Genomic DNA, 21596 nt, shown 5'->3' with positions numbered 1-21596 from the left:
TTTTCTGTGTTTCTTACTTATTATTGTAATACCAAACAACTAAAGAATAATGCAGAAAAACGCTCTGAAAATTCTAATGGCAATGCTATGCATTGGCGTCGGATCCCTCTATGCCCAAAACATCCCCACAGTTAAAAGAGAATTTAAATTCGGGAAGATTGCCCCTTCAGAATTTGAGGCCAAACCATTCGGAGTAGACTCCGCAGCTTCGGCAATTAAATTGTTCGATGTGGGTAATTGCTATTTTGAAATTAACCCACAGGGGTCATTCATCTATGTTTATGAAAGACATATCCGATACAAGATCCTAAACAAAAATGGCTACGATTTGGCCAACTTTCCAATCGAACTTTACCGAAGCAGCGGCGCCAGTAAGGAAGATTTGAATTACATGGATGCAGCCACTTACAATATGGTAGACGGCAAAATGGTAACCAGTAATTGAACAAGGATGGTAAATTCACAGAGGTTTTCGATAAGAACAACATCATCAAGAAATTTACCCTTCCTAATGTAAAAGAAGGTTCCATCATCGAGTTTAAGTATAAAATCAAATCAGATTTTATCTTTACTTTGAGAGGCTGGTGTTTTCAGTCTGGTGTGCCAACGCTATGGACCGAATACAATCTTCGCATTCCGGAATATTTAACCTATAAGCACAACATGAGTGGTTATTTTGAAATCCAACATCCGGTTCATACCACAGAAAATGCTAACTATGTTAATGGAGTAAATTCAAATGCAAGCTACGACAAATATTGCGCAGAGAATGTACCAGCATTAAAAGATGAGCCATTTGTGACCACCATGGATGACTATCGTCCTAAAATTGAATTTGAGTTAAGGGCCTCTCATTTCCCAAATTCCATGTACGAGGATTATAACGGGTCATGGCCAAAAATTATTACTGGATTGGCAGAACGTGACGATTTTGGAGGCTACCTGAATAAAAATGGTCTGGCAAAATCAACATTACCGGCAATTTTAAAGGGAGAAAAAGACACCCTTGCTATGGTTAAATTAATAACAAACCATCTAAAATCACAAATTAAATGGAATAATCGCTACGATATTTTTTCATCTGAAAATAACCCTAAAAGCATTTTTGATAAAAAGACTGGCAATTCTGCCGATATTAATCTTGCCCTGTTAGCTTTTCTGAAGGAAGCCAAAATTAAAGCCTTTCCAGTACTGATTAGCACCAGAACAAATGGACAACATCCTGGATATCCGGTTATTTCTGCATTCAATAACGTAGTCGGTGTAACAGAAATAGCCGGCCAGTTATATTTTCTGGATGCGTTGGACTTAAATATTTACAGGAAGACAAAAACAAACCTGTTTTAACAGAAGAAATAAATTTTAAAACCACCCCATTAACCACCAAAGGTGGAGATAAATTATTCTTAGTACTTAACCAAACTAATCGCAAAGAAAGCATACCTTTAAAAGTGGAGAATCGGAAAACCTATTTTGCGGTCCCGTTTTGCTATAATGACGAAGATGAAATTAGCTACACCCTACCTAAAGGCTATGCGGTAGAATTTATACCCAAAGACATAGACATTTCATCAGAGTTTGGTACTTATTCTGCTAAGTTTACCACCAAGGATAACACGATTGTTTATACCCGTACGCAAGTGATGAACAATAAAAAATACGCACCAGAGAAATACAATGAATATGTAGATTTCTACAAAAAAATATATCAGGCAGATAAGCAAAAAGCTGTCTTAACCAAAGTACAATAAGAATTATTAATCATGATTACAGAAAATCAATATTTCGATGGCCAGGTAAAATCACTAGGCTATCAAACTACCGCAGGAAAATCTACCGTTGGGGTAATTAATCCGGGAGAATATGAGTTCGGCACTGCCCAAAAGGAAATAATGAACATTATTGAAGGAGAACTTGCCGTATTATTTAGTGGGAAATCTGATTGGGAAACTTTCCAGGCGGGAAGTTTTTTCGAAGTTCCGGCAAATGATTCTTTCAAGGTAAAAGCTACTGTACAAACTGCCTATCTTTGTCAGTATAGATAAAAAAAGCTGATCAACTTATGCTTTTCAATAAGCATAAGTTGATCAAAACTACATTATTTTTTCCCGATGATCACTTCAGTAAAATCGTCGGTCGATAAATATTGATTAGCCAATTGCTTTAATTCTTCAGCACTGATGGTTTTCACGGTTTGAATGTACCTTTGGTAATAATCATAATCTAAACCTGCGAAGTAGATATTTTTAAACTTATCGGCGTGAGAAAATACATTCTCCAGGCTTCCCAGCATAGAGCCTAACATATAATTTCTTACCAAGTTAAGTTCCTCTTCCGAAATAAGTTCATTCTTAATGAGCTCTACTTCTTTGTATATTTCCTTCAAAGCATCAGCACAAACATCAGCACCCACTTCGGTTGCAATAAAGAAGTAACCTGCATCGTGTAAAGAGGAAATTCCAGAACCTATACCATAAGTGTAGCCCTTATCTTCACGGATATTCGCCATTAGCCTGGAACCAAAATATCCACCCAAAACGGTGTTTAATATTTGTAGTCCGGCAAAATCTTCATGCTTGCGGTTAATGGCAAGTTTACCAATCCTGATAGCTGATTGTATAGCCTCCGGCTTTTCTTTATAAATGGCTTCCTTCTGCTTTTGAACAAAACTGAATTTATTTTTAACCGCTGCACTACTTTCCCAATCCTGGCCAAATACATCATTTAGCAACTCAAAGCTTTCCTTTTCAAATTTCCCGGAGGCTATAATGGTGCAATTATTAGGTGCATAAGCCAATTTGAAATAAGCAACTAAGTCATCTCTTTTTACCGCATCGTAATGTTCGGCCCGAATGTCTACGCCATAAGCTGTATCACCAAATAAGGCATGTGCAAACTCTTTTCTTGATAAAACATCATTCTTTTTCAAGTTTACCTGTAACTTCTGTTTCTGATTCTGGATATAAATATCCAGCTCATGTTGTGGAAACTGGCTATTGCTGATTACATCTTTTACAATAGGCAGCACGGCAGGTAAATGCTTATTTAAAGTATACAGTGTAACGCTCGATTGATCTTGCAGATATTCTGTTTGAAAGAAAGCGCCATAAAAATCAATTTGCTCAGCAATTTCTTTAGCTGTCCTTTTCGCTGTACCGCTATTTAACATGGCACTTACGGCAATAGCCTGAAGAGGCTTTTGCAAATCCCAATTTACGTTACTGAAAATAAATTCTAAACGTACCAAATCCTGTTCACCAGAGTAAATGGTAAAAACAGGCGTATTGTTTCGAAGTTTACTTTCTTCTGCCTGAATAAAATTTATGGTGGATACCTGCTTAAAATCAGGTGCCTGTTGTCTGTTAAGCATTTTCTTGGGTTAAATAATATAAGGTAGATGAAGAATTATGGGTAAAGGTTTCATTAGAGATCCGCTTAATATCTTCGGCGGTAACCTTTAAAAATGCGGCGGTTTCCTGATTTAACAAGTCAGCATCGCCAAGTAACTCGTAATAAGCCAGGTTCATTGCCTTATCCAACAAACTCATTTCAGAGAAAACCAGGACAGATTCAACCTTATTTTTCACTTTGGTAAGTTCTGCTTCGGTCACCACTTCGTTCTTCATTTTCTCCAACTCCGCCCAAATGGCCTTTTCAGCTTCTTCCATAGAAACGCCTTCAACCAGCTTTCCTTCAACAATAAACAAACCGGCATCTAAACTACTGGAAATATATGCATTGATATCGCTAAATAATTGCTGTTCCTTTAACAGACTATTGTATAATCTGGAAGACTGCCCCCTTGAAAGTACATCCGATAGCAAATCAAAGGCATAAAAATCAGGGTTTAATCGCTCAGGCATTTTAAAGGCAATATAAATGGCATTTAACGGCACATTTGCTGTTACCGTTTCTACCCTCGCCTCTGTCTGTACCTCTTCTTGTGGCAAATTACGCAGGTACTTATCCCCCGCCGGAATAGGTTCAAACCATTTCTCAGCCAGTGCTTTCACATCTTCTGTTTTAACATTCCCTCCTACTACCATAATTGCGTTTTGTGGATTGTAGTGCTTTTTAAAGAATGCTTTTACATCGACCATTGTCGCATTTTCTATGTGCGATAATTCTTTACCAATGGTTGCCCAACGATAAGCATGTTTTTTATAGGCCAAAGGACGCAACTTTAACCAAACATCGCCATAAGGCTGATTTAGATAACGCTGCTTAAATTCTTCAGATACCACGTTCCGCTGCGTTTCCAAGCTCTTTTCAGAAAATGCCAAACTCAACATCCTGTCACTTTCCAACCAAAAAGCGGTTTCCAGATTTTCTGCCGGCAACGTAATGTAATAATTGGTAATATCGTTGCTGGTGAAAGCATTGTTTTCTCCACCTACACGCTGTAAAGGTTCGTCGTAACTGGGAATATTTACAGATCCTCCAAACATCAAATGCTCAAACAAATGTGCAAAACCAGTTTTTTCGGGATCCTCATCACGAGCACCCACATCATATAAAATATTTAAAACAGCCATTGGCGTAGTGGCATCTTCATGCACCAAAACCTTAAGTCCATTAGCTAGTGTAAAACGATTAAAATCTACCATTATCAATTTTTAGAAGCGTAAAGATATAATTTTAAGGGTTAAGGTTGAGTGCGTAAGGTAAAAGCTTTGTAATTTGATGAGATAGGTTCGAAGTGAAGCCCTTCACTAACTACTTTTATTTATCTTTGTACTATGAATACAGCCGATTTACTGCACAGGGCACTACATTTCGATTTCTTAACACTCGAAGAAGGTGTACATCTTTATCATCACGTAGATACAGCATCACTGATGTTTGTAGCTAACGAACTCAGAAAAATACAAGTTCCCAGCGGTAAAGTAACCTGGCAAATCGACCGAAACGTGAATACCACGAATGTTTGTATTGCGAACTGTAAATTTTGTAATTTCTTTCGCCGGCCCGGTCACGACGAAAGTTACATAACTGATATTGAAACCTATAAAGTTAAAATTGAGGAAACTTTTCGTCTTGGAGGAGATCAGCTCTTACTACAAGGCGGGCACCATCCCGATTTAGGTCTTGCTTTTTATGCCGATCTTTTTAAGAAATTAAAAGAACTATATCCTGATTTAAAATTACATGCCTTAGGCCCTCCGGAAATTGCTCACGTAGCCAAATTAGAGGGTATTAGCCACACCGAGGTTTTAAAAACCTTAAAAGAGGCTGGAATGGATTCTTTACCAGGTGCAGGAGCAGAAATTCTGAATGACAGGGTTAGAAGGTTAATTTCTAAGGGTAAATGTGGTGGACAAGAATGGTTAGACGTTATGCGTGCTGCTCATCAACTGGACATCACCACTTCAGCAACCATGATGTTCGGTCACGTAGAAACAATAGAAGAACGTTTTGAACATTTAGTTTGGATCAGACAGGTACAAAGTGAAAAGCCTGCAGATGCAAATGGTTTCTTAGCCTTTATTCCGTGGCCATTCCAGGATGATGCTACACTATTAAAACGTTTACGTGGTATAAGCAATACCGTAACTGCGGATGAATATCTTCGGATGATTGCATTAAGCAGGATTATGCTTCCTAATGTGAAGAATATCCAGGCCAGCTGGTTAACTGTTGGTAAAACAACTGCTCAGTTGTGTTTACATGCAGGCGCGAACGACTTTGGATCTATCATGATTGAAGAAAATGTAGTTTCCGCTGCTGGTGCACCTCACCGGTTTACTGCAAACGGAATTCAACAATCTATTCGTGCGGCTGGATTTGAACCACAATTGCGCGGTCAAAAATACAACTACCGCGACTTACCAGAACATTTAGAAGAACAAGTAATCACTTATTAATCATTTAAATTATCGCTCTATGTTTAAAAAATTAATCGTAATCAGCCTTCTTAGTATGGTGTGTTTGCATGTAAAAGCACAGCAAAAGTGGTTTCAGCAGCAAATTGCCGAAAGAGTAAGCATTAACTTCCCCACTCAGCCCAGAAAACTGAACGAAATTAGCTATGGACTGAAAGATACAAGTGGAATTGTTTATGTGAGTTCAATTGTTGATTTACTTAAAAGTACCAAGTTGGATCTTCCAACTTTTAACGAAGAAATTGAAAAACAAGAATTTGCAGATGACTTTGGCATAGGAGTTAGTGGCTCTTTTCCGAAATATAAATTTGGACTAACAAAGCTAATCATGGTACAGGGTAAAAGGGCATATACTATGGAAGCAAGAAGTGATGAAAATAAGAGCAATCTTTTTATGCTTGTATGTTTTTTAGATGGCATTTCATACACCTTTACCTGCATTGTGCCCGACGGAAAGAGCCTTAAAAATAAAGATATTTATTTGAGTACGGTATCTATCAAGTAGTGGTATACTTCTCTAAATAAAATATAAGCAAAAAGCCTTCAATTTTAATGAGGGCTTTTTGCTTTAAGCCATAAGTCCTAAACTATCTGTAGATAAGCCGTAGATCAACCGTGGATTAGCCGTAGTGTAAGCGTATACTAAGCGTTTTCGATTCGTAGTTGCGTATAACTGTGGTATCTCTTAGGTCGAACATTTTGTCAGTCTGAGCCTGTCGAAGACCCCTTGATGATTTAAGAATCCATAGTCCATTGTCTGTTACTTAATCTCCGTTTTGGTTTAAGTGTTTACAGGATCAATAACTCCCTTTTGAAAAAAATTCTCTAAATTAAAATAATGTGTATTCATAACTCAGCCAAACTTTAGTTTGCGAATGCATCGTTTTCGAACAAAATCCAGTACTTTATTTCAGATTTAAGCGAAGGCTGAAATAATGGATGCTTAGATGAGAGGGGAGTTCAAATCATCTGTCATAAATTCTTTCAGTTTAACCAGTGCACCAATGATGGTTTCTTCAAATCCAGTATTGGTGTCCAACTGAACGACTAAAATGGAAGCTTTACATTATACGTTCTGCTTCATTAGAGAAATGTAATAGTTTCTTCTTATCTATAGCCTAACAACAATGTTTCATGCTGATATTCTAAAAAAAATCTAACTCAATACTCACAATCCACATTTTCGTTCCTAATGCTTCTACATCATCCCAAGCATTGCCTTAAACCGCACCTTTACATTAACCTGCCCCAGCATCGGGATGGTCAAATAGCCTTCTCCGCTAAAGCTCCTGCTACCCGAAAACCTGGTTATCCGCACCGGGAATTTCCCCGCGGTAAACAGTTCGCCGGCTGCGAGGGAGGAAATCGGGTTTTTATTGCTGATGCTGATCTCTGCAGCAATCATCCCACAGTTTGTGGTTACCGCATCTGTAGCATTTGCAGCCGTTTCCAGCTTAAGAACAGGCGAGTAAGTGCCATTGTCGGCCCCTGCGCTAAAGCCCCCTGTTGTACAAACAGATCCGATACGGTATTCGTAAACCAGCCCCGGTTTTAGGCCATTCAGTGTTGTACTGGTTTCCAGCGTGTTGATAATGTACGAGTTGCCCCCGCTTAAGGCCTGCTCCCGGTATTTCAGCGTATAGCCACCGGCAGGCCTGGTGCCCGGGGGAGATTCCCATTTCACGGTTGCCTGTGTACCGGTAATACTCGCCTGGATAGCAGAAGGTGGCTGGCAGTCGTCCTGGTAATCGAACCAATAGATTTCGCTCCACCCATGGTTGCGGTAGTTATCGGTTTGCTCCCCTGTTGGCGAGGTTGATATGGCCCGCACCCGCCAGGCATAACGCTTCCCGGGGATCAGCTGGGGTTCTGTGGGGCCTAACAACAGTGTGGTACTGCTTAGGGTACTCTGGTATAACGCCTGACTGCTTTCAAAGCCCGCTTCAGGGGCCATACCCCTGTCCCAAAGCTCTTTGAGCGTAAACTCATACCGGGTATGGAATGCCGCGGCAGGGCTTCCCATGTTCCGGGGTGTCCACTGGAAAACAATATTCTGCACTTCCCGCGCTGCTATCCGCTCGCCTTTAGCCAGCAGGTTAAGCAGCGGCGGATCATTCAGGGCCAGGTAAGCCATCGCGCAGCTCTTGCGGCTAAGCAGCTGCCCGGTATTGGCCTCAACAACCTCGAAGCAGAAAGTATACATCCCTTCGGGTAACCGCCCCTCCCGTTCATAAGCTGTTCGGGAAAGACCTGAAAAATCAAGGTTATCGGCCTGAAAATAAGGGCTAAGATCAGCCAGCGAAACCCTTTGGGCAATCCCGGCATCAAGGCTGATACTGGGATAGTAACCTCCCTCACGGCTCTTAAGCTTTAGGCCCTGCCCCTAGATGTACATCCGCAGCCGCACGTTCAGCACCGGCTTTTGCAGGTCGGTATTGGTTAGTATTACCGCAAGCCGCTCGGTAGTACCCCCATAGTATTCGTTGATATGCAAGGGATACGGCGGAACCAGTACCGGTGTTACCTGGACGGGATAAATCTGCGCCTGCGCTGCAGAAAACAAACAAAAAAGAAATAGGAAAAACTTGAGAGGAAGGGATAAAAAGAGCGTTTGGTTTTTAGTCATGGTTTATCGTTCTGCCGAAGGGACAAAAACAAACGCATTAAAGCACACGCTGTTCAGGCCATCCGAAATGGTCAAAACGTTGTATGTACAGCAAGAAAAGCCATCGCCTTTATGGCGCAACGTAAACTAAACTGTTAAATGGGATGGGGCAGACAAAAGTCTGTATTTAGACTATAACTCCAGGAATGAGCTGATTTATAGGTATAAAGTAAAGGTATTGATGAGGAAATTGTAAATTAATTGCTCAAAAAAAGAGGAGTAAAACCTAAATTCTACTCCCCTACCTTAAACAAAACATTACCTAAACAATGCGTTTTTTATTAAGTTAACTTCTTTATCGGGATAAATAAGTTAGCAATTTTCTTAACATCTGAGCCAGTTAAAAACTCATCGAAACTCTCTGCTGCCTGAGATTGTGTAACTGCAGTACCATTAATTGCTGTGATTTGAATGCCAGCCTGTGTGGTATTTTGTTCACCAGCGTAAACACCGTCAGCTGCAGTAACACCCGTATCATTTCCGTTTCCGGTATAGGCAATCCAAGGTTTTAAACCACTTGCGCCGGTTACGTTAGCAGCAACCATTTGGCGAATATGCGAAGCATGACGTGCCTCTACAGAGTGAATCTGTAAAGCGGTAGTCAATACAGCATTTCCCTTTAATATTGGAGCCTGGCCTTTATAAGCCCTTACACCTGTATCCTCAAAAGCCAAAGCTACTTTTAAAAACGTTTGATAGTTGGTATATACATCTCCAAAAATACCTCCCGCAGTAAAATCAAAATCAGCAAAAGTATACGAATCGGCTCCGGTTATGTTCAAAGCACCTTTTAACAAATCAACATGCGCACGTTCGTGATCACGGATAGTGGTAATAGCAGCCCTCGGCGCTCCGGTTGGAATATAAGTAGCTGTAGCCAATGTTAATGCGCGGTTGTAGTAGTTCCATTCCAGATATTCTAAAGCCAAGGCGAAGTTTAAAACTTCCGTAACGCTAGTTGGATTACTTTGACCATAGGCCTTTTGGAACATTGATCCCAATGCCAAAGGCAGGGCAGCAAATGAAATTTTCTTTCCAACATTGAAAAAATCTTTCATGGCTTTACGGCGTGGGCTTAATCTCTCATAGATTTCACCATCAACTTTTTCAATTTCGTCTAATATATTTAAGATATTCATGATTGTCTGTTTTAAAAATTAAAGATTGATAACATTAATTTTGGTTTTGATATACTTGCCAGCAGCAGCCAAAACCTTATCAGGCGTTAAAGCCGCATCTAATCCACCAGCATTATTGGCTCCTAAAGCAGTAAGCGAAGTTAAATCTGCAAATGATCCATTAGAGATTAAATCTCTGATGTAAGCCGCATGACGGGCTTCAACGGAAACAATCTTACCTGCCAAAACCAGATAATCGGTACTTTTAATTCTCACTCCAGCACCATTATAAGCCGCTACGCCTAAATCTTCAAAAGCTTGTGCAGCACCTAAAACACTGGTTGCACTCGTAAAATCAATAGAAGAAAAATCTACCTCTAAGCTTCCAATTGCGGAGGTTCCTAACGCATTTTTGAAAAACTCACGGTGTGCAATCTCGTGAAATTGAATATCCTGAAAATAAGCTTTTTGAGCAGTAGTAAAAGTTGAAGGCGGTGCCGATGCTACTTTCACATAAAATGCAGCCTCTAGTTGTTCTAAAGCATAAGCGTAGTTCAATACACCAAAATCATCTTTAAAATCTAACGTAGCCCCCATGTTAACATCATTGTAGCCTCTGTCCTTTTTACATCCGGCGGCTACCAACGCTATACCTGCAGCACTAGCACCTGCATATTGAAGAAATGACCTTCTTCCTAGCGAGCCATTCAAGAAACTTGTCTCTTGAATTTCATTCTGAGTTTCTAGTTCTTTGTTTTTCATATGTCCTTTTATTTTAGGGTTTTTGATTTCGTTTGATGATACATACGTGACAATTCTAAGGGCGGTTTTTACAGTTTACATTTTTTTTTACAACCGCTTTTTAATACATTCACCAACCTATTGCTATGAGTACACTAAAAGCCATAATTGTTGATGATGAGGAATTTGCACGTTCATCATTGTTTTTTTTGCTGCAACAGAACTGCCCGGAGGTAGAAATTACGGGCATTGCAAGGTCTGTTGCGGAAGCCAAAGAGCTTTTAGAAAACCACCCCATTAACCTTATTTTTTTAGATATAGCCATGCCTGGCGGAAATGGATTTGAGCTGATACCGGATGCGCAGAAGCATCAGGCTGAAGTGATTTTCACCACTGCTTACGATCAATATGCCCTAAAAGCGATCAAAGCTAATGCGCTCGATTACCTGCTTAAACCCATTGATATTGACGAGCTTAAAATTGCAGTAGAGAAGGTAAGCCACCACCTCAAAAGGGTTCAAAAGCAACCTGACCACGATAATCGAATCAACAATCTTGCTAACACACTATCCAGCAGATCTGAAATAAAAAAACTCACCCTCCCCTATGGCCAGGGCTTTAAAATGATAGATGTTGATGAAATCATTTACGTAGAAGCCGACAGTAATTATTCTGTATTTCATCTAACTAATCAAGATAAAATAACCGTTTCTAAAGTGCTTAGGGAGTTTGAAGAATTACTGCCCTCCGATCAGTTTGTAAGGATCCATAAATCCAGTATCATCAACCTCAACCACCTCAAAGAATACAATTCTAAAAACGGACTTCAGGCTTTACTTAAAAATGGCGAAAGCATTAACATTTCCCGCAGACGGGCAACTGATTTCTTCGAAAAGATAAAAATATTCACCAAAGCAAATGGCGAACATTAAAACCATACCGTCAGTTCTTAAAAACTCGTTTTCAACTTTAAAAAAAGCTGGTTTTACGCCATTTGTATTGATTGTTTTTTTACTACTTTCAAACTTAAAGACATGGTCGCAAACCACTTACCTGCCCCATTACACCTCTAAAAATGGCTTAGCCAGCAACAATTGCTACTACATTTTACAAGATGATAAAGGCTTTATTTGGATAGCAACAGACAATGGTTTAAGCCGTTTTGATGGAACCAATTTTCAAAATTTCACTATTGAGGATGGCCTTCCCGATACACAAATCCTACAGATGACCGAAGATAAACAAGGTCGGATTTGGTTCTTCGCCCTAAATGGCCAATTAAGCTACCTCAAAGAAGGGAAATTCTATAATCAGGACAACGATATACTACTTAAAAAATTAAACTCAAACACGGTTATAGTTTCATTTCTGCAAGATAAACAAGGCAGAATATGGCTCGGGACCAACTCGAACTTAATTGTTTGCTGGGATGGAAAAAATATTAAAAAATATGTATCTCCCCACGAAAACGACAAGTTTATAAATGCCTTTATCCATGAGGATGAAGAAGGTAACATCTATGCCTACAGCGACTTAAGCGTTCAACAATTTAACGGTAAAACATTTGTTTTAAGCCAGTCAAAGGTGCAACCACTCTCCTACATGACGGCCGATAATACCGTACAAAAATCAATGCTTTACCTTGACCAGTCAGGCTTAAAGGAGTTCAAAAACGGGGCAATAAATACACTCATCCCCATACCTCAAAACCTGATCAAAAATATGTCGGGTTACTTCTACTATGATCAATCTGCTAAGGAAGTTTGGCTGGCCAATGCCAATGGTGCATTTGCTCTTAATAAAAGTGGAAAAACAGTACAATATCTCCAGGATATTTCGGTAAATCAAGCCATTAAAGACAAGAACCAAAACATCTGGTTTGCTACCAATCAGGGGATTTACATGTTACCAAACGTAAATAACAGACTGTCTATTATTGATGCAGAATCAGGGCTTAGTAGTAATGTTATTAAAAGTATTACCAAAGATGCCAAAAACAGATTGTGGTTAGGTACAGATGATGCCGTGATCGATATTCTCAATATCCAGAATTACCAGGTGGAGGAGGTTGGCCTTGATGATTTTAAAAAATATAAAACCATAAAACAAATCAATTACGACCCTAAAAATCAGTCTATATATTTTGCTTCCGATTATGGAATGGGCGTGTTTAAGAACATTTACAAAACCACTAACGAAGTTAATTATTTAAAAGAAACCAATAATTCTATGTTCGTAATTAAGCACTTCAGCTTAAGCGACAACAATAATCACCTTGCCTTAGCCCTTTCCTCTGGGGTAGTTTTCCTATCAGACAGGCTCAACAAATTTGAATTTAATTCCCTAAAGTACAGAGAGAAAGAAGATTTCTTTAAAGATCGCTCCTATCATGTATTTTACGATCAAACTGGTAATCTTTGGTTTTCCAACATCAATGGTCTATCCCAGTTTTCTAATAGCAGGTTAATTAAACATTTTGAAAACAGCCCACTGCTCACCAAAAGGATAAACGATATTCAGCAACTGCCAGATGGAACGCTCATTTTGGCTACGGATGGTTATGGATTAATCTTTTACAAAGACAATAAAATTGCGAGGCAAATTACTCAAGCCGATGGACTAACCAATAATATCTGCACTAAAATATTCATTAAAAACAATGAAATCTGGGTACTCACTAACAAGGGGGTAAATAAGATCGTTAATTACCCCAAAAAGCCTAGTGTGGCCAATTTTGATTACGGGAAAGACCTTCTAAGCGATGATATCAACAATCTTTTTATCGATGATAGCACAGCTTATTTCACAACAAATAAAGGCCTTATCCTCTTTAAATACAACAATCAGAATATCAGTAAAAACCTGCCAAAGGTTTATGTTACCTCCATCATTAGAGATAATGAACGATTACCCATAGATCAAAATAATTTTGTTTTTGAAACAGGCAACAATACCATCCTTTTCACTTTTAGTGCAGTTGATTTCACGACAAGCGATATTACTTACCGATACCGTCTGAATGAAAACTCGGCTTGGGTAGAAACCCGTACCCGTCGTCTGGATTTCTCGTCATTACAATCTGGTGATTACGTTTTTGAGGTAAGTGCTAAAAGCCAAAACGGCAACTGGGGTCCTCCAGCGAAGATTTCCTTCACCATCAAAAAACATTTCTGGCAAAGTCTATGGTTTTTATCCATTCTAATTTTGTTGGTGGCGTACATTTTTTACAAAGTAGCGGTTTACATCACCAGAAAACAGAAAGATAAGGAACAACAGCAGCTACTTTTAAAAAACAAGGTGTTAATGCTCGAACAACAAGCCCTGCAGGCGATGATGAATCCCCATTTTGTTTTCAACGTAATGAATTCCATTCAACATTACATCAATACGCAAAATACGGCATCGGCAAACAAAGTATTGACTGGTTTTGCCAGATTGATCCGCAAAAACTTAGAAATCTGTACCAAAAGTTATATTTCTTTACAAGAGGAATTAGAATATCTTAACCTTTACTTGAAACTGGAAAAAAATCGCTTTGGCGATAAGTTGAAATATGTATTCCACATAGATGAAGAAATTGATGAGGAAGAAATCTTTATTCCATCCATGCTCCTGCAACCTTATGTAGAAAATGCAATATGGCATGGCATTATGCCGAAAGAAACTGGCGGAGAAATACAAATCAATATCAACTTGCAAGATGAGTTCTATTTAAACATCGAAATTATTGATGATGGAATAGGTATTGACAACTCATTACGAAACAAAAAAGAATCGCATATTAGTAAAGGCATGCAGCTCACCAAAGAAAGATTAAATCTTTTAGGCCAGATTGGAGCAAAACCTATACACCTATCTGTTAAACAAAACAGTGTAAACGGCACTACCGTATCCATTTCTATACCGTTAAAATGAGATAATTACCGTTTACTCAATTATTAATACCACTCACTAAATAGAACTGAGTTCCAATCCTCAATAGCCTTAAACTTGTATTATAAATAAACGATAGTGTTTATCAAAACGTTCTTATAGAATTGATATAGATATTTAATAACCTAACCTAAAACTATATCTTAATTCAGGTTTCATTTGTGTGTTGAAAGCGGTCTTGTTTCAAAAAAGCGAGACCGCTTTTTTTATGCCTAAAAATTATACTTTTGTATATGCCAGAAACACACATTTCCAGACACATCGAGGCCCTCATATTTTCTTCTGTACAAAGTATCTCCCTTCAGGAAGTTATACTTGCTTTAAATACTGTTTTCAGTGCCGAATATGATGAAATATTTGTGCTAGACCATATTGAAGCTATTAGAGATAAATATAATCTCGAAGATTCTATCTTGCAGCTGGTGCACATCAATAATGGATACCAGTTTTTAACTAAAAAGGAATACCACGAAACGGTAAATCAATTACAGTTACACCGATCAAAGAAAAAATTAAGCCAGGCGGCAATGGAAACGTTAGCCATCATTGCTTACAGACAACCCATCACCAAATTAGAGATCGAACAAATTCGCGGCGTGAACTCCGATTATTCTGTTCAGCGACTTTTAGAAAAGGAACTGATCACTATGGATGGCAAGGCAGAAACACCAGGAAGACCTATCCTGTATAGCACCAGTCCAATGTTTATGGATTACTTCGGACTTCAGAATCTTTCTCAGCTGCCGCAGCTAAAAGATATCGTTAAAGAAGAAAACACGGTAGGTGAAACGGTAGAATAAATAATTTTAATTTCTTTGATTACAGTTCGTTATTAAAAAAAGTTTTTTTGTATTTTTAAACTATAAAAGCAATTTTTATTTTTGTGTAATGAAAACTCCAAAGAAATCCCCAGCAAAACCGACTACCAAAAAAGAGGTAGAAGAGAATGATGATTTTGAAGATGATGCAGATTTAAAACCTGCCAAAAAATCACAAGATGACGACGAAGACGACTTTGATATGCCCTTAGACGATCTGGATAATTTCGACTATGATGATGACGACGACGATTACTAAATATTAAAAAACTTATATATTTGAAAAAGCATCCTACCTTGTGGTTGGATGCTTTTTAATTTTAAATCTGCTATGCAAATTATACCCGTTGCTAATCCTCAGTTAAAAAAAGACTTTCTCCAAACAGCAAAAATCATTTACCAGAACGATAAAAACTGGATCTGCCCATTAGATATAGAAGTTGAAAATGTATTTAACCCTACAAAAAATAACTTCTTTAATCACGGCCAATGCACTCGTTGGGTATTGAAAGATGAACACGGACAATTGATTGGACGAATTGCGGCCTTTATCAATGAAAAGAAAGCCCATAATTACGAGCAGCCAACCGGAGGAATTGGCTTTTTCGAGTGTATAAATGATCAGAACGCAGCCAATCTATTATTTGATACTGCAAAGCAATGGCTGGTAGAGAGAGGCATGAAAGCCATGGATGGCCCAATTAATTTTGGAGAAAACGATACTTTCTGGGGACTTCTGGTTGAGGGATTCACTCCTCCTTCTTTCGGAATGAACTATCACCTTCCCTATTACAAAGCACTTTTCGAGGCTTATGGCTTTGAAAAAATGTACGAGCAGATTACCAATCACTTAGCCGTAAATAAACCTTTTCCTGAGCGCTTTACCAAGATTGCCAATTGGGTAGCTAAAAAGCCCGATTATACCTTTGAGCATTTTTCCTCAAAAAATGCCGATAAATATATTTCCGACCTCATGGAAATATATAACGATGCCTGGAAGGATTTTGAAAATTTTGTTCCCATTAAAAAAGAAACGCTCCAGGAAAGTTTCAATAGCATGAAGCCAATTATGGATGAGAAACTGATCTGGTTTGCCTATCTTAATGGAGAGCCTGCTTCTTTTGTAGTTATCATTCCTGATGCCAATCAGATGATCAAGGGCTTCAATGGAAAACTTGGATTAATTGAAAAACTAAAATTCGCTTACCGCAGGTGGGTGGGTGTAAGCAGAATGCGCGCCATTGTAATGGGTACAAAATCAGCCTACCAAAAACATGGTCTGGAATCTGCCCTTTTCATCAAATTGAAAGAATATGTTTTACCGCTAAAACAGTATGATGAATTGGAACTAAGCTGGGTGGGCGATTTTAACGATAAGATGCTTGCCATTCACGAAGCCACAGGGGCAACTTTTGGCAAAAGACACTTAACACTCCGTAAGATTTTTTAAGTTTATTAAAAGGTGTAGAATTAAGCATCTACACCTTTTTTATATTTCGGCAGGTTAATCAATAAAATGCTCGCCAAAACAACTACCAGTCCGAGGATTTGCATCAACGTTACCCTTTCATCTGTAAAAGTTACGCTAAGGATTACTGCTACTACAGGATTAACGTAAGCGTAGGTGCTCACCTCAGTAGCCGGACGCACCTTAAGTAACCACACATAGGCACTAAAAGCCGCTATTGACCCGAATAATATCAAATAAGTAATAGACAACCAAGAATCTAGTGGAATTTCAGACCAGTTCAACGCGGTAAACTCAGCATTGAATATTCCACCAGGGAGAAAGGCAAAACCTGCAATTAACATTTGCCATCCTGTATTTACAGACACTGAACTACCGGTAGTTGGGTAATATTTGGAATACAAAGAACCTCCAGCCCAGGCGATAGGTCCCAAGGCTAACAATATTATACCAATTAACTGAAATTTACCCTGCGGTGCATTTAAAATTCCTGCTAATTGTGAACTGAAAAGCAATACCACCCCGATAAAACCGACCACTAATCCCGATAGGATGTATTTATCACTAAAGTTTTCTTTCCATTTGGGTTTATCCAAGATGACAAACCACATGGCTGCAGAAGCCACAACAATAGCCACCAAACCACTCGGAATGTATTGCTCAACCCAAATCACAATCCCATTTCCTAGTCCGAGCATAAGAAATCCACTAATGGCTGCAATTTTAATCGTGCCGCTGTTCCAAATGCGCTCGCCCCTAATCTTACACCAGATCAGCATTAATAATCCTGCAACAATAAACCTAAATGCGCCTAAAATAAATGGTGGAAATCCTACCAATGCTTTCTGAATAAAAAAGTAGGTGGAGCCCCAAACGATATACACAATCGCGAAGGCAAGATATACTGCCCAGGGGGATGCTGTTTTATTTACACTGCTCATCATTTTATTGCTCTGGAATTACTAAATGAGATTGCTCTTTCACCGTTTCTAGAACGATGGTCGTTCGGATAGAGGTGATATTCGGGATCTTACTGAAGGCATCTCTCATCAAGGCCATTAACGAGGCCGAATCGGCTGTTCTCACTTTAACCAGATAGCAATCCTCTCCAGCTATAACATGAACCTCTTGTACATCTTTAATCTTGGCCAGATCATTGGCCGTATCTGTACAACCAATACTATGCGAAGCCTTCATGGAGATAAAGGCTAAAAGCTTCAGGTTAAGGGCAACCGGATTTATTATTGCCGTATAGCCTGTAATGACCTGTTTCTTCTCTAATTTTTTAACCCGCTCCAGTACTGCAGATGGCGCAAGGTCTAAGGCTTGTGCCAACGCCACATTAGAAATCTTGGCATTCTCCTGCATTAACCGCAAAATCGCCAGATCAACCTGATCAAGATTAATTGTGTTATCGAATATCATTCTGTAAATTTAAATTAAATCAGAATAATATTCAAAACCAAACAACATTAAATGAATTTTATTTAACCAAATAAATCATACCCCACGAACCAGAACAACTCCCCACACACCAATAAACAAACCGCACACCATTCCCTAAAGGTTACATTCCTAATTTATCATAAAGATCAATAATCTTTTTGCGGAGCTTATTCAATTCTTCATCTTTAACGAGAAGTTCAGCCTTTAGCACATTTATTTCTTCAGAAGAATCTGCCTTATTCGTAGTTCCATAAAGTAATCGATCTACCTTTACTTTAAATACTTTGGCTATTTGAAGCAATCTGGAAACATTCAGATCAGTTTGACCAGTTTCTATTTTACAGAAGGCAGGAGTAGAAATTTGGAGCATCTTAGCAGCCTGAGCTTGACTTAAGCCAAGCTCAATCCTGCTTTTTTTTATATTTTCTCCAACAGCGTTCATTAACGGGGTAATTGAGCCGCCAACTCAGGAAGATCAAAACCGGCATAATTACCAGAACTCATCAACAGAAGATTAGTATTTTGGTATTTCAAACTTAAAAGATAAGCCTTAAGCTGTGTGGCATCATTAAAGAACTTCAAATTTGGGTTTGCAAATGCTTCACGAACATCACTTTCTGAAAACGGCTCCATTCTCTTTTGTTCAAAAGATTTTATATCGATAAAAACAATAGCTTCATCTGCTTTATCCATTGCACCGGCATACTCTTTCAAGAAGTCCTTATTTAAACTACTAAAAGTATGTAGTTCGATACAAGCTACTAACTTGCGCTGATCAAATTGACTTTTCACAGCATCAATTGTGGCTTTTAGCTTAGATGGTGAATGTGCAAAGTCTTTGTAAACATTGGTAGATTCATCAGCAGAAATGATTTCTAAGCGCTTTGCGGCACCCGTAAATGAGGCGATGGCTTTATTAAATTGTTCAGCCGAAATATCCAATTCTTCACAAACCAATTTAGCAGCATTTAGATTCATCAAATTGTGATCTCCAAAAACCTTTAGTGCGGTATGATCTGGAAAAAGATAAGTGATACCATTTTCAATAGTGTGCTCCGGAATAGCATAACCAATACGCTTAACCGAAGCTTCAGATTTGTCGACAAGCTCATGTAAATCCTGATCAGCACTGCAAAAAATCAAAGTACCATTTTCCTCAATGGTATCAATGAATTTCCCAAATTGCGAAACATAATCTGCATACGTTGGAAAAACGTTGATATGATCCCAGGCAATTCCACTAATTACCGCAACATTAGCTTTATAGAGGTGAAATTTAGGTCGCCTATCTATTGGAGAAGAAAGATATTCATCGCCCTCAATAATCATCACTGGTGCTTCTCTGGTAATCTTCACCATGGTATCGAAACCAGCAAGCTGAGCCCCTACTAAATAATCAAAATCACGACCATAATAATTGAGTACATGAAGAATCATACTGGTAATCGTAGTTTTACCATGACTACCGCCAATAACCACACGTAGCTTAGATTTACTCTGCTCGTAAACATATTCAGGGTAAGAATATATTTTCAGTCCTAATGCCTGTGCCTTTAACAACTCGGGGTTATCAATTCTCGCATGCATCCCTAAAATTACCGCATCCAAATCAGCTGTAATGCGAGATTCATCCCAGCCCATTTCCTTGGGTAAAAGATCATATGTTGCCAATCGCGATTGGGCAGGTTCAAAAATCACATCGTCTGAACCAGAAATCTGATATCCTTTTTTATGAAGCGCAATAGCCAGGTTGTGCATAGCACTTCCACCTATTGCAATAAAATGTATACGCATAATAATAAAATGAGTAAATTATTGAATGAAAGAATTAAAGAAGAATTGAATGACAATGCGCTAAAAAATAAACCGCAATGTCATTCACTCACTCAAAATTCAATCATTATTTTTTCTCAAACTGTGCCGCTACCCATTCGCCGTTCTGTTTATGATCAACGTATTTGATACCGTATTTAGCACATTCTGCAGTAATTAATCCCAAATCCGGATCAAGATAGAAGCCACTGAAGAAGATTTTCCCTTCAGGTTTAAGTACTTCAGCATAGCGCTGAATTTGATCCAGAAGAATATTTCTATTGATATTAGCAAAAATTACCTCATACAATTCGTCAGGGATCACTTCTTTACTACCACATAATGCCTGTAAATTATCCACATGATTTAAAGCTGCGTTTTCTAATGTACTATCGTAGCAAACCTCATCATAATCGATGGCAACAAGGCGTTTTGCACCCAATTTAGCAGCTAAAATAGCCAAAATTGCTGTTCCACAGCCCATATCCAAAACCGCTTTATCCTTTAAATCTGCAGCTAAAATATACTGCATCATCATGGTAGTAGTTTGATGGTGACCTGTACCAAACGACATCTTCGGATCAATCACAATTTCATATGGGTAAGATGGCTGAGGCTCGTGAAAAGTAGCCCGTACGTAACATACATCGTCGATAATTAAAGGACTAAAATTCTTTTCCCACTCCGCATTCCAGTTCTCGTCTGCTACGTCTTCAAGCGTATAGTCGGTTATAAATTCTGCTGAATAGTTACCCAACAATGTTTGCAGTTCCTGCTCATCGAAATTATCTTTAATAACAAAAGCAGTAAATCCGCTCTCACTATCTTCAAAGGTATCAAAACCAAGATCAGCAAGATCACTGATAAGTAGATCTTGCTGATACTCTTCAATACTATTGAATTTAAATATGGCTTTTATATATTGCATTAGCTGTTTAAAGCTTTAATAATATCTGTAAAATCACGCGATTTTAATGAGGCACCACCAATTAACCCGCCATCAATATCTGTCTGGGCAAATAAGCTTGCTGCATTACCTGGGTTACAGCTACCTCCATAAAGAATAGTCGTATCATCAGCGACATTAAAACCATATTTGGCATGGATTTCACTGCGGATAAAAGCATGAATATCCTGCGCTTGCTCTGGTGTTGCAGTTAAACCAGTACCAATAGCCCAAACTGGCTCATATGCAATAACAATTTTCTTGAAATCTTCTTCTGTTAAGCCGAACAGACCATCCAATAATTGTTTTTTCAAAACTTCATAATAACTACCATTATTACGCTCGTCTAAAGTTTCACCGATACAGAAAATTGGTGTTAAACCATTTGCCAAAGCAGTTTTGGTTTTAGCCGCTAATAATTCATCACTCTCAGCAAAATATTGTCTGCGCTCTGAGTGACCTAAAATTACATACTCCACACCAACCGATTTGATCATTTTGGCAGAAATCTCACCTGTGTAAGCACCACTTTCTTTATCATGGATGTTCTGAGCACCGATTTTAACATCGTTTCCGCCTAACTTAGTCAAACTGTTTAAATGGATAAATGGCGCGCAAATAACAGCTAACTGATCGCCTTTGCGTTCATCTTTAACCATATTTACAATTTCGCTGAACAATGAAATACCTTCATTGTAATCCAAATTCATTTTCCAGTTACCGGCAACTATTTTTTTTCTCATGTCATTTATTCTTAGTGGCATAAA

Annotated in this window: 23 protein-coding genes; 11 read left to right on the top strand and 12 right to left on the bottom strand. The window is 38.6% G+C overall.

From position 1 onward, the window contains the following. The first annotated feature begins 49 nt into the window (after positions 1–49). The 4 genes from BMX11_RS09755 (at position 50) to ppnP (ending at position 2045) form a co-directional block, all read left to right on the top strand. On the top strand, positions 50–445 hold the full coding sequence (locus tag BMX11_RS09755) for a hypothetical protein (RefSeq protein WP_090883833.1): 396 nt from the start codon (positions 50–52) through the stop codon (positions 443–445). Then, complete coding sequence (locus tag BMX11_RS09750) at positions 442–1347, top strand: hypothetical protein (RefSeq protein ID WP_090883832.1); 906 nt, start codon at positions 442–444, stop codon at positions 1345–1347. Before BMX11_RS09755 ends, BMX11_RS09750 begins: the two co-directional genes overlap by 4 nt. A 104-nt stretch (positions 1348–1451) precedes the next feature. Further along, positions 1452–1751, top strand: a complete 300-nt coding sequence (locus BMX11_RS09745) for a hypothetical protein (RefSeq protein ID WP_090883831.1) — start codon at positions 1452–1454, stop codon at positions 1749–1751. Positions 1752–1763: 12 nt separating this feature from the next. Next, entirely contained in the window at positions 1764–2045 is a 282-nt protein-coding gene (gene ppnP / locus BMX11_RS09740) for a pyrimidine/purine nucleoside phosphorylase (protein WP_090883830.1), read from the top strand. A gap of 53 nt (positions 2046–2098) precedes the next feature. On the opposite strand, the gene BMX11_RS09735 is transcribed toward ppnP, so the two are convergent. Further along, positions 2099–3370 (bottom strand): M16 family metallopeptidase, encoded by a 1272-nt coding sequence (locus BMX11_RS09735; RefSeq protein WP_090883829.1) that lies wholly within the window; start codon positions 3368–3370, stop codon positions 2099–2101. Continuing rightward, a complete protein-coding gene (locus tag BMX11_RS09730; protein WP_090883828.1) occupies positions 3363–4607 on the bottom strand; it encodes a M16 family metallopeptidase in 1245 nt (414 codons plus the stop codon). The genes BMX11_RS09735 and BMX11_RS09730 overlap by 8 nt, the downstream gene beginning before the upstream one ends. A 132-nt stretch (positions 4608–4739) precedes the next feature. On the opposite strand from BMX11_RS09730, the gene BMX11_RS09725 reads away from it, so the two are divergent. After that, complete coding sequence (locus tag BMX11_RS09725; RefSeq protein ID WP_090883827.1) at positions 4740–5864, top strand: CofH family radical SAM protein; 1125 nt, start codon at positions 4740–4742, stop codon at positions 5862–5864. 19 nt (positions 5865–5883) lie between these two features. After that, complete coding sequence (locus BMX11_RS09720; protein ID WP_090883826.1) at positions 5884–6387, top strand: hypothetical protein; 504 nt, start codon at positions 5884–5886, stop codon at positions 6385–6387. Positions 6388–7080: 693 nt separating this feature from the next. On the opposite strand, the gene BMX11_RS09715 is transcribed toward BMX11_RS09720, so the two are convergent. From BMX11_RS09715 to BMX11_RS09700, 4 genes are all read right to left on the bottom strand, one after another. Next, complete coding sequence (locus tag BMX11_RS09715; RefSeq protein ID WP_090883825.1) at positions 7081–8085, bottom strand: fibronectin type III domain-containing protein; 1005 nt, start codon at positions 8083–8085, stop codon at positions 7081–7083. A gap of 180 nt (positions 8086–8265) precedes the next feature. After that, the gene (locus BMX11_RS09710; protein WP_090883824.1) at positions 8266–8508 is read right to left on the bottom strand and encodes a hypothetical protein; all 243 of its coding nucleotides are present in this window, start codon (positions 8506–8508) and stop codon (positions 8266–8268) included. Positions 8509–8828: 320 nt separating this feature from the next. After that, on the bottom strand, positions 8829–9686 hold the full coding sequence (locus BMX11_RS09705) for a ferritin-like domain-containing protein (RefSeq protein ID WP_090883823.1): 858 nt from the start codon (positions 9684–9686) through the stop codon (positions 8829–8831). An 18-nt stretch (positions 9687–9704) separates the two neighbouring features. Further along, the gene (locus BMX11_RS09700; protein ID WP_090883822.1) at positions 9705–10427 is read right to left on the bottom strand and encodes a ferritin-like domain-containing protein; all 723 of its coding nucleotides are present in this window, start codon (positions 10425–10427) and stop codon (positions 9705–9707) included. Positions 10428–10552: 125 nt separating this feature from the next. Here BMX11_RS09700 and BMX11_RS09695 point away from each other — a divergent pair, with 125 nt between their 5' ends. The 5 genes from BMX11_RS09695 (at position 10553) to BMX11_RS09675 (ending at position 16607) form a co-directional block, all read left to right on the top strand. Continuing rightward, entirely contained in the window at positions 10553–11338 is a 786-nt protein-coding gene (locus BMX11_RS09695; RefSeq protein WP_090883821.1) for a LytR/AlgR family response regulator transcription factor, read from the top strand. Next, complete coding sequence (locus BMX11_RS09690; RefSeq protein WP_090883820.1) at positions 11325–14321, top strand: ligand-binding sensor domain-containing protein; 2997 nt, start codon at positions 11325–11327, stop codon at positions 14319–14321. The genes BMX11_RS09695 and BMX11_RS09690 overlap by 14 nt, the downstream gene beginning before the upstream one ends. A gap of 251 nt (positions 14322–14572) precedes the next feature. Beyond that, positions 14573–15139, top strand: a complete 567-nt coding sequence (scpB, locus tag BMX11_RS09685) for an SMC-Scp complex subunit ScpB (protein WP_090883819.1) — start codon at positions 14573–14575, stop codon at positions 15137–15139. 88 nt (positions 15140–15227) lie between these two features. Continuing rightward, complete coding sequence (locus tag BMX11_RS09680; protein WP_090883818.1) at positions 15228–15416, top strand: hypothetical protein; 189 nt, start codon at positions 15228–15230, stop codon at positions 15414–15416. Between the two features lie 72 nt (positions 15417–15488). Next, positions 15489–16607 (top strand): N-acetyltransferase, encoded by a 1119-nt coding sequence (locus BMX11_RS09675; protein ID WP_090883864.1) that lies wholly within the window; start codon positions 15489–15491, stop codon positions 16605–16607. 20 nt (positions 16608–16627) lie between these two features. On the opposite strand, the gene BMX11_RS09670 is transcribed toward BMX11_RS09675, so the two are convergent. From BMX11_RS09670 to tpiA, 6 genes are all read right to left on the bottom strand, one after another. Further along, positions 16628–17569 (bottom strand): EamA family transporter, encoded by a 942-nt coding sequence (locus BMX11_RS09670; RefSeq protein WP_090883817.1) that lies wholly within the window; start codon positions 17567–17569, stop codon positions 16628–16630. 1 nt (position 17570) lies between these two features. Next, on the bottom strand, positions 17571–18050 hold the full coding sequence (locus BMX11_RS09665) for an Lrp/AsnC family transcriptional regulator (protein ID WP_090883816.1): 480 nt from the start codon (positions 18048–18050) through the stop codon (positions 17571–17573). Between the two features lie 142 nt (positions 18051–18192). Then, on the bottom strand, positions 18193–18513 hold the full coding sequence (locus BMX11_RS09660) for a helix-turn-helix domain-containing protein (protein WP_090883815.1): 321 nt from the start codon (positions 18511–18513) through the stop codon (positions 18193–18195). Continuing rightward, positions 18513–19865 (bottom strand): UDP-N-acetylmuramate--L-alanine ligase, encoded by a 1353-nt coding sequence (locus tag BMX11_RS09655; protein ID WP_090883814.1) that lies wholly within the window; start codon positions 19863–19865, stop codon positions 18513–18515. Before BMX11_RS09655 ends, BMX11_RS09660 begins: the two co-directional genes overlap by 1 nt. 106 nt (positions 19866–19971) lie before the next feature. Next, the gene (prmA, locus tag BMX11_RS09650) at positions 19972–20811 is read right to left on the bottom strand and encodes a 50S ribosomal protein L11 methyltransferase (protein WP_090883813.1); all 840 of its coding nucleotides are present in this window, start codon (positions 20809–20811) and stop codon (positions 19972–19974) included. Continuing rightward, positions 20811–21572: a triose-phosphate isomerase gene (gene tpiA, locus BMX11_RS09645; protein WP_090883812.1), complete on the bottom strand. Its 762-nt coding sequence runs from the start codon at positions 21570–21572 to the stop codon at positions 20811–20813. The genes prmA and tpiA overlap by 1 nt, the downstream gene beginning before the upstream one ends. Between the last annotated feature and the right edge of the window lie 24 nt (positions 21573–21596).

The organism is Pedobacter rhizosphaerae, from assembly GCF_900111155.1.
GTDB classification, from domain to species: Bacteria; Bacteroidota; Bacteroidia; order Sphingobacteriales; family Sphingobacteriaceae; genus Pedobacter; species Pedobacter rhizosphaerae.
This window is presented reverse-complemented; position numbering and strand designations above follow the sequence as displayed.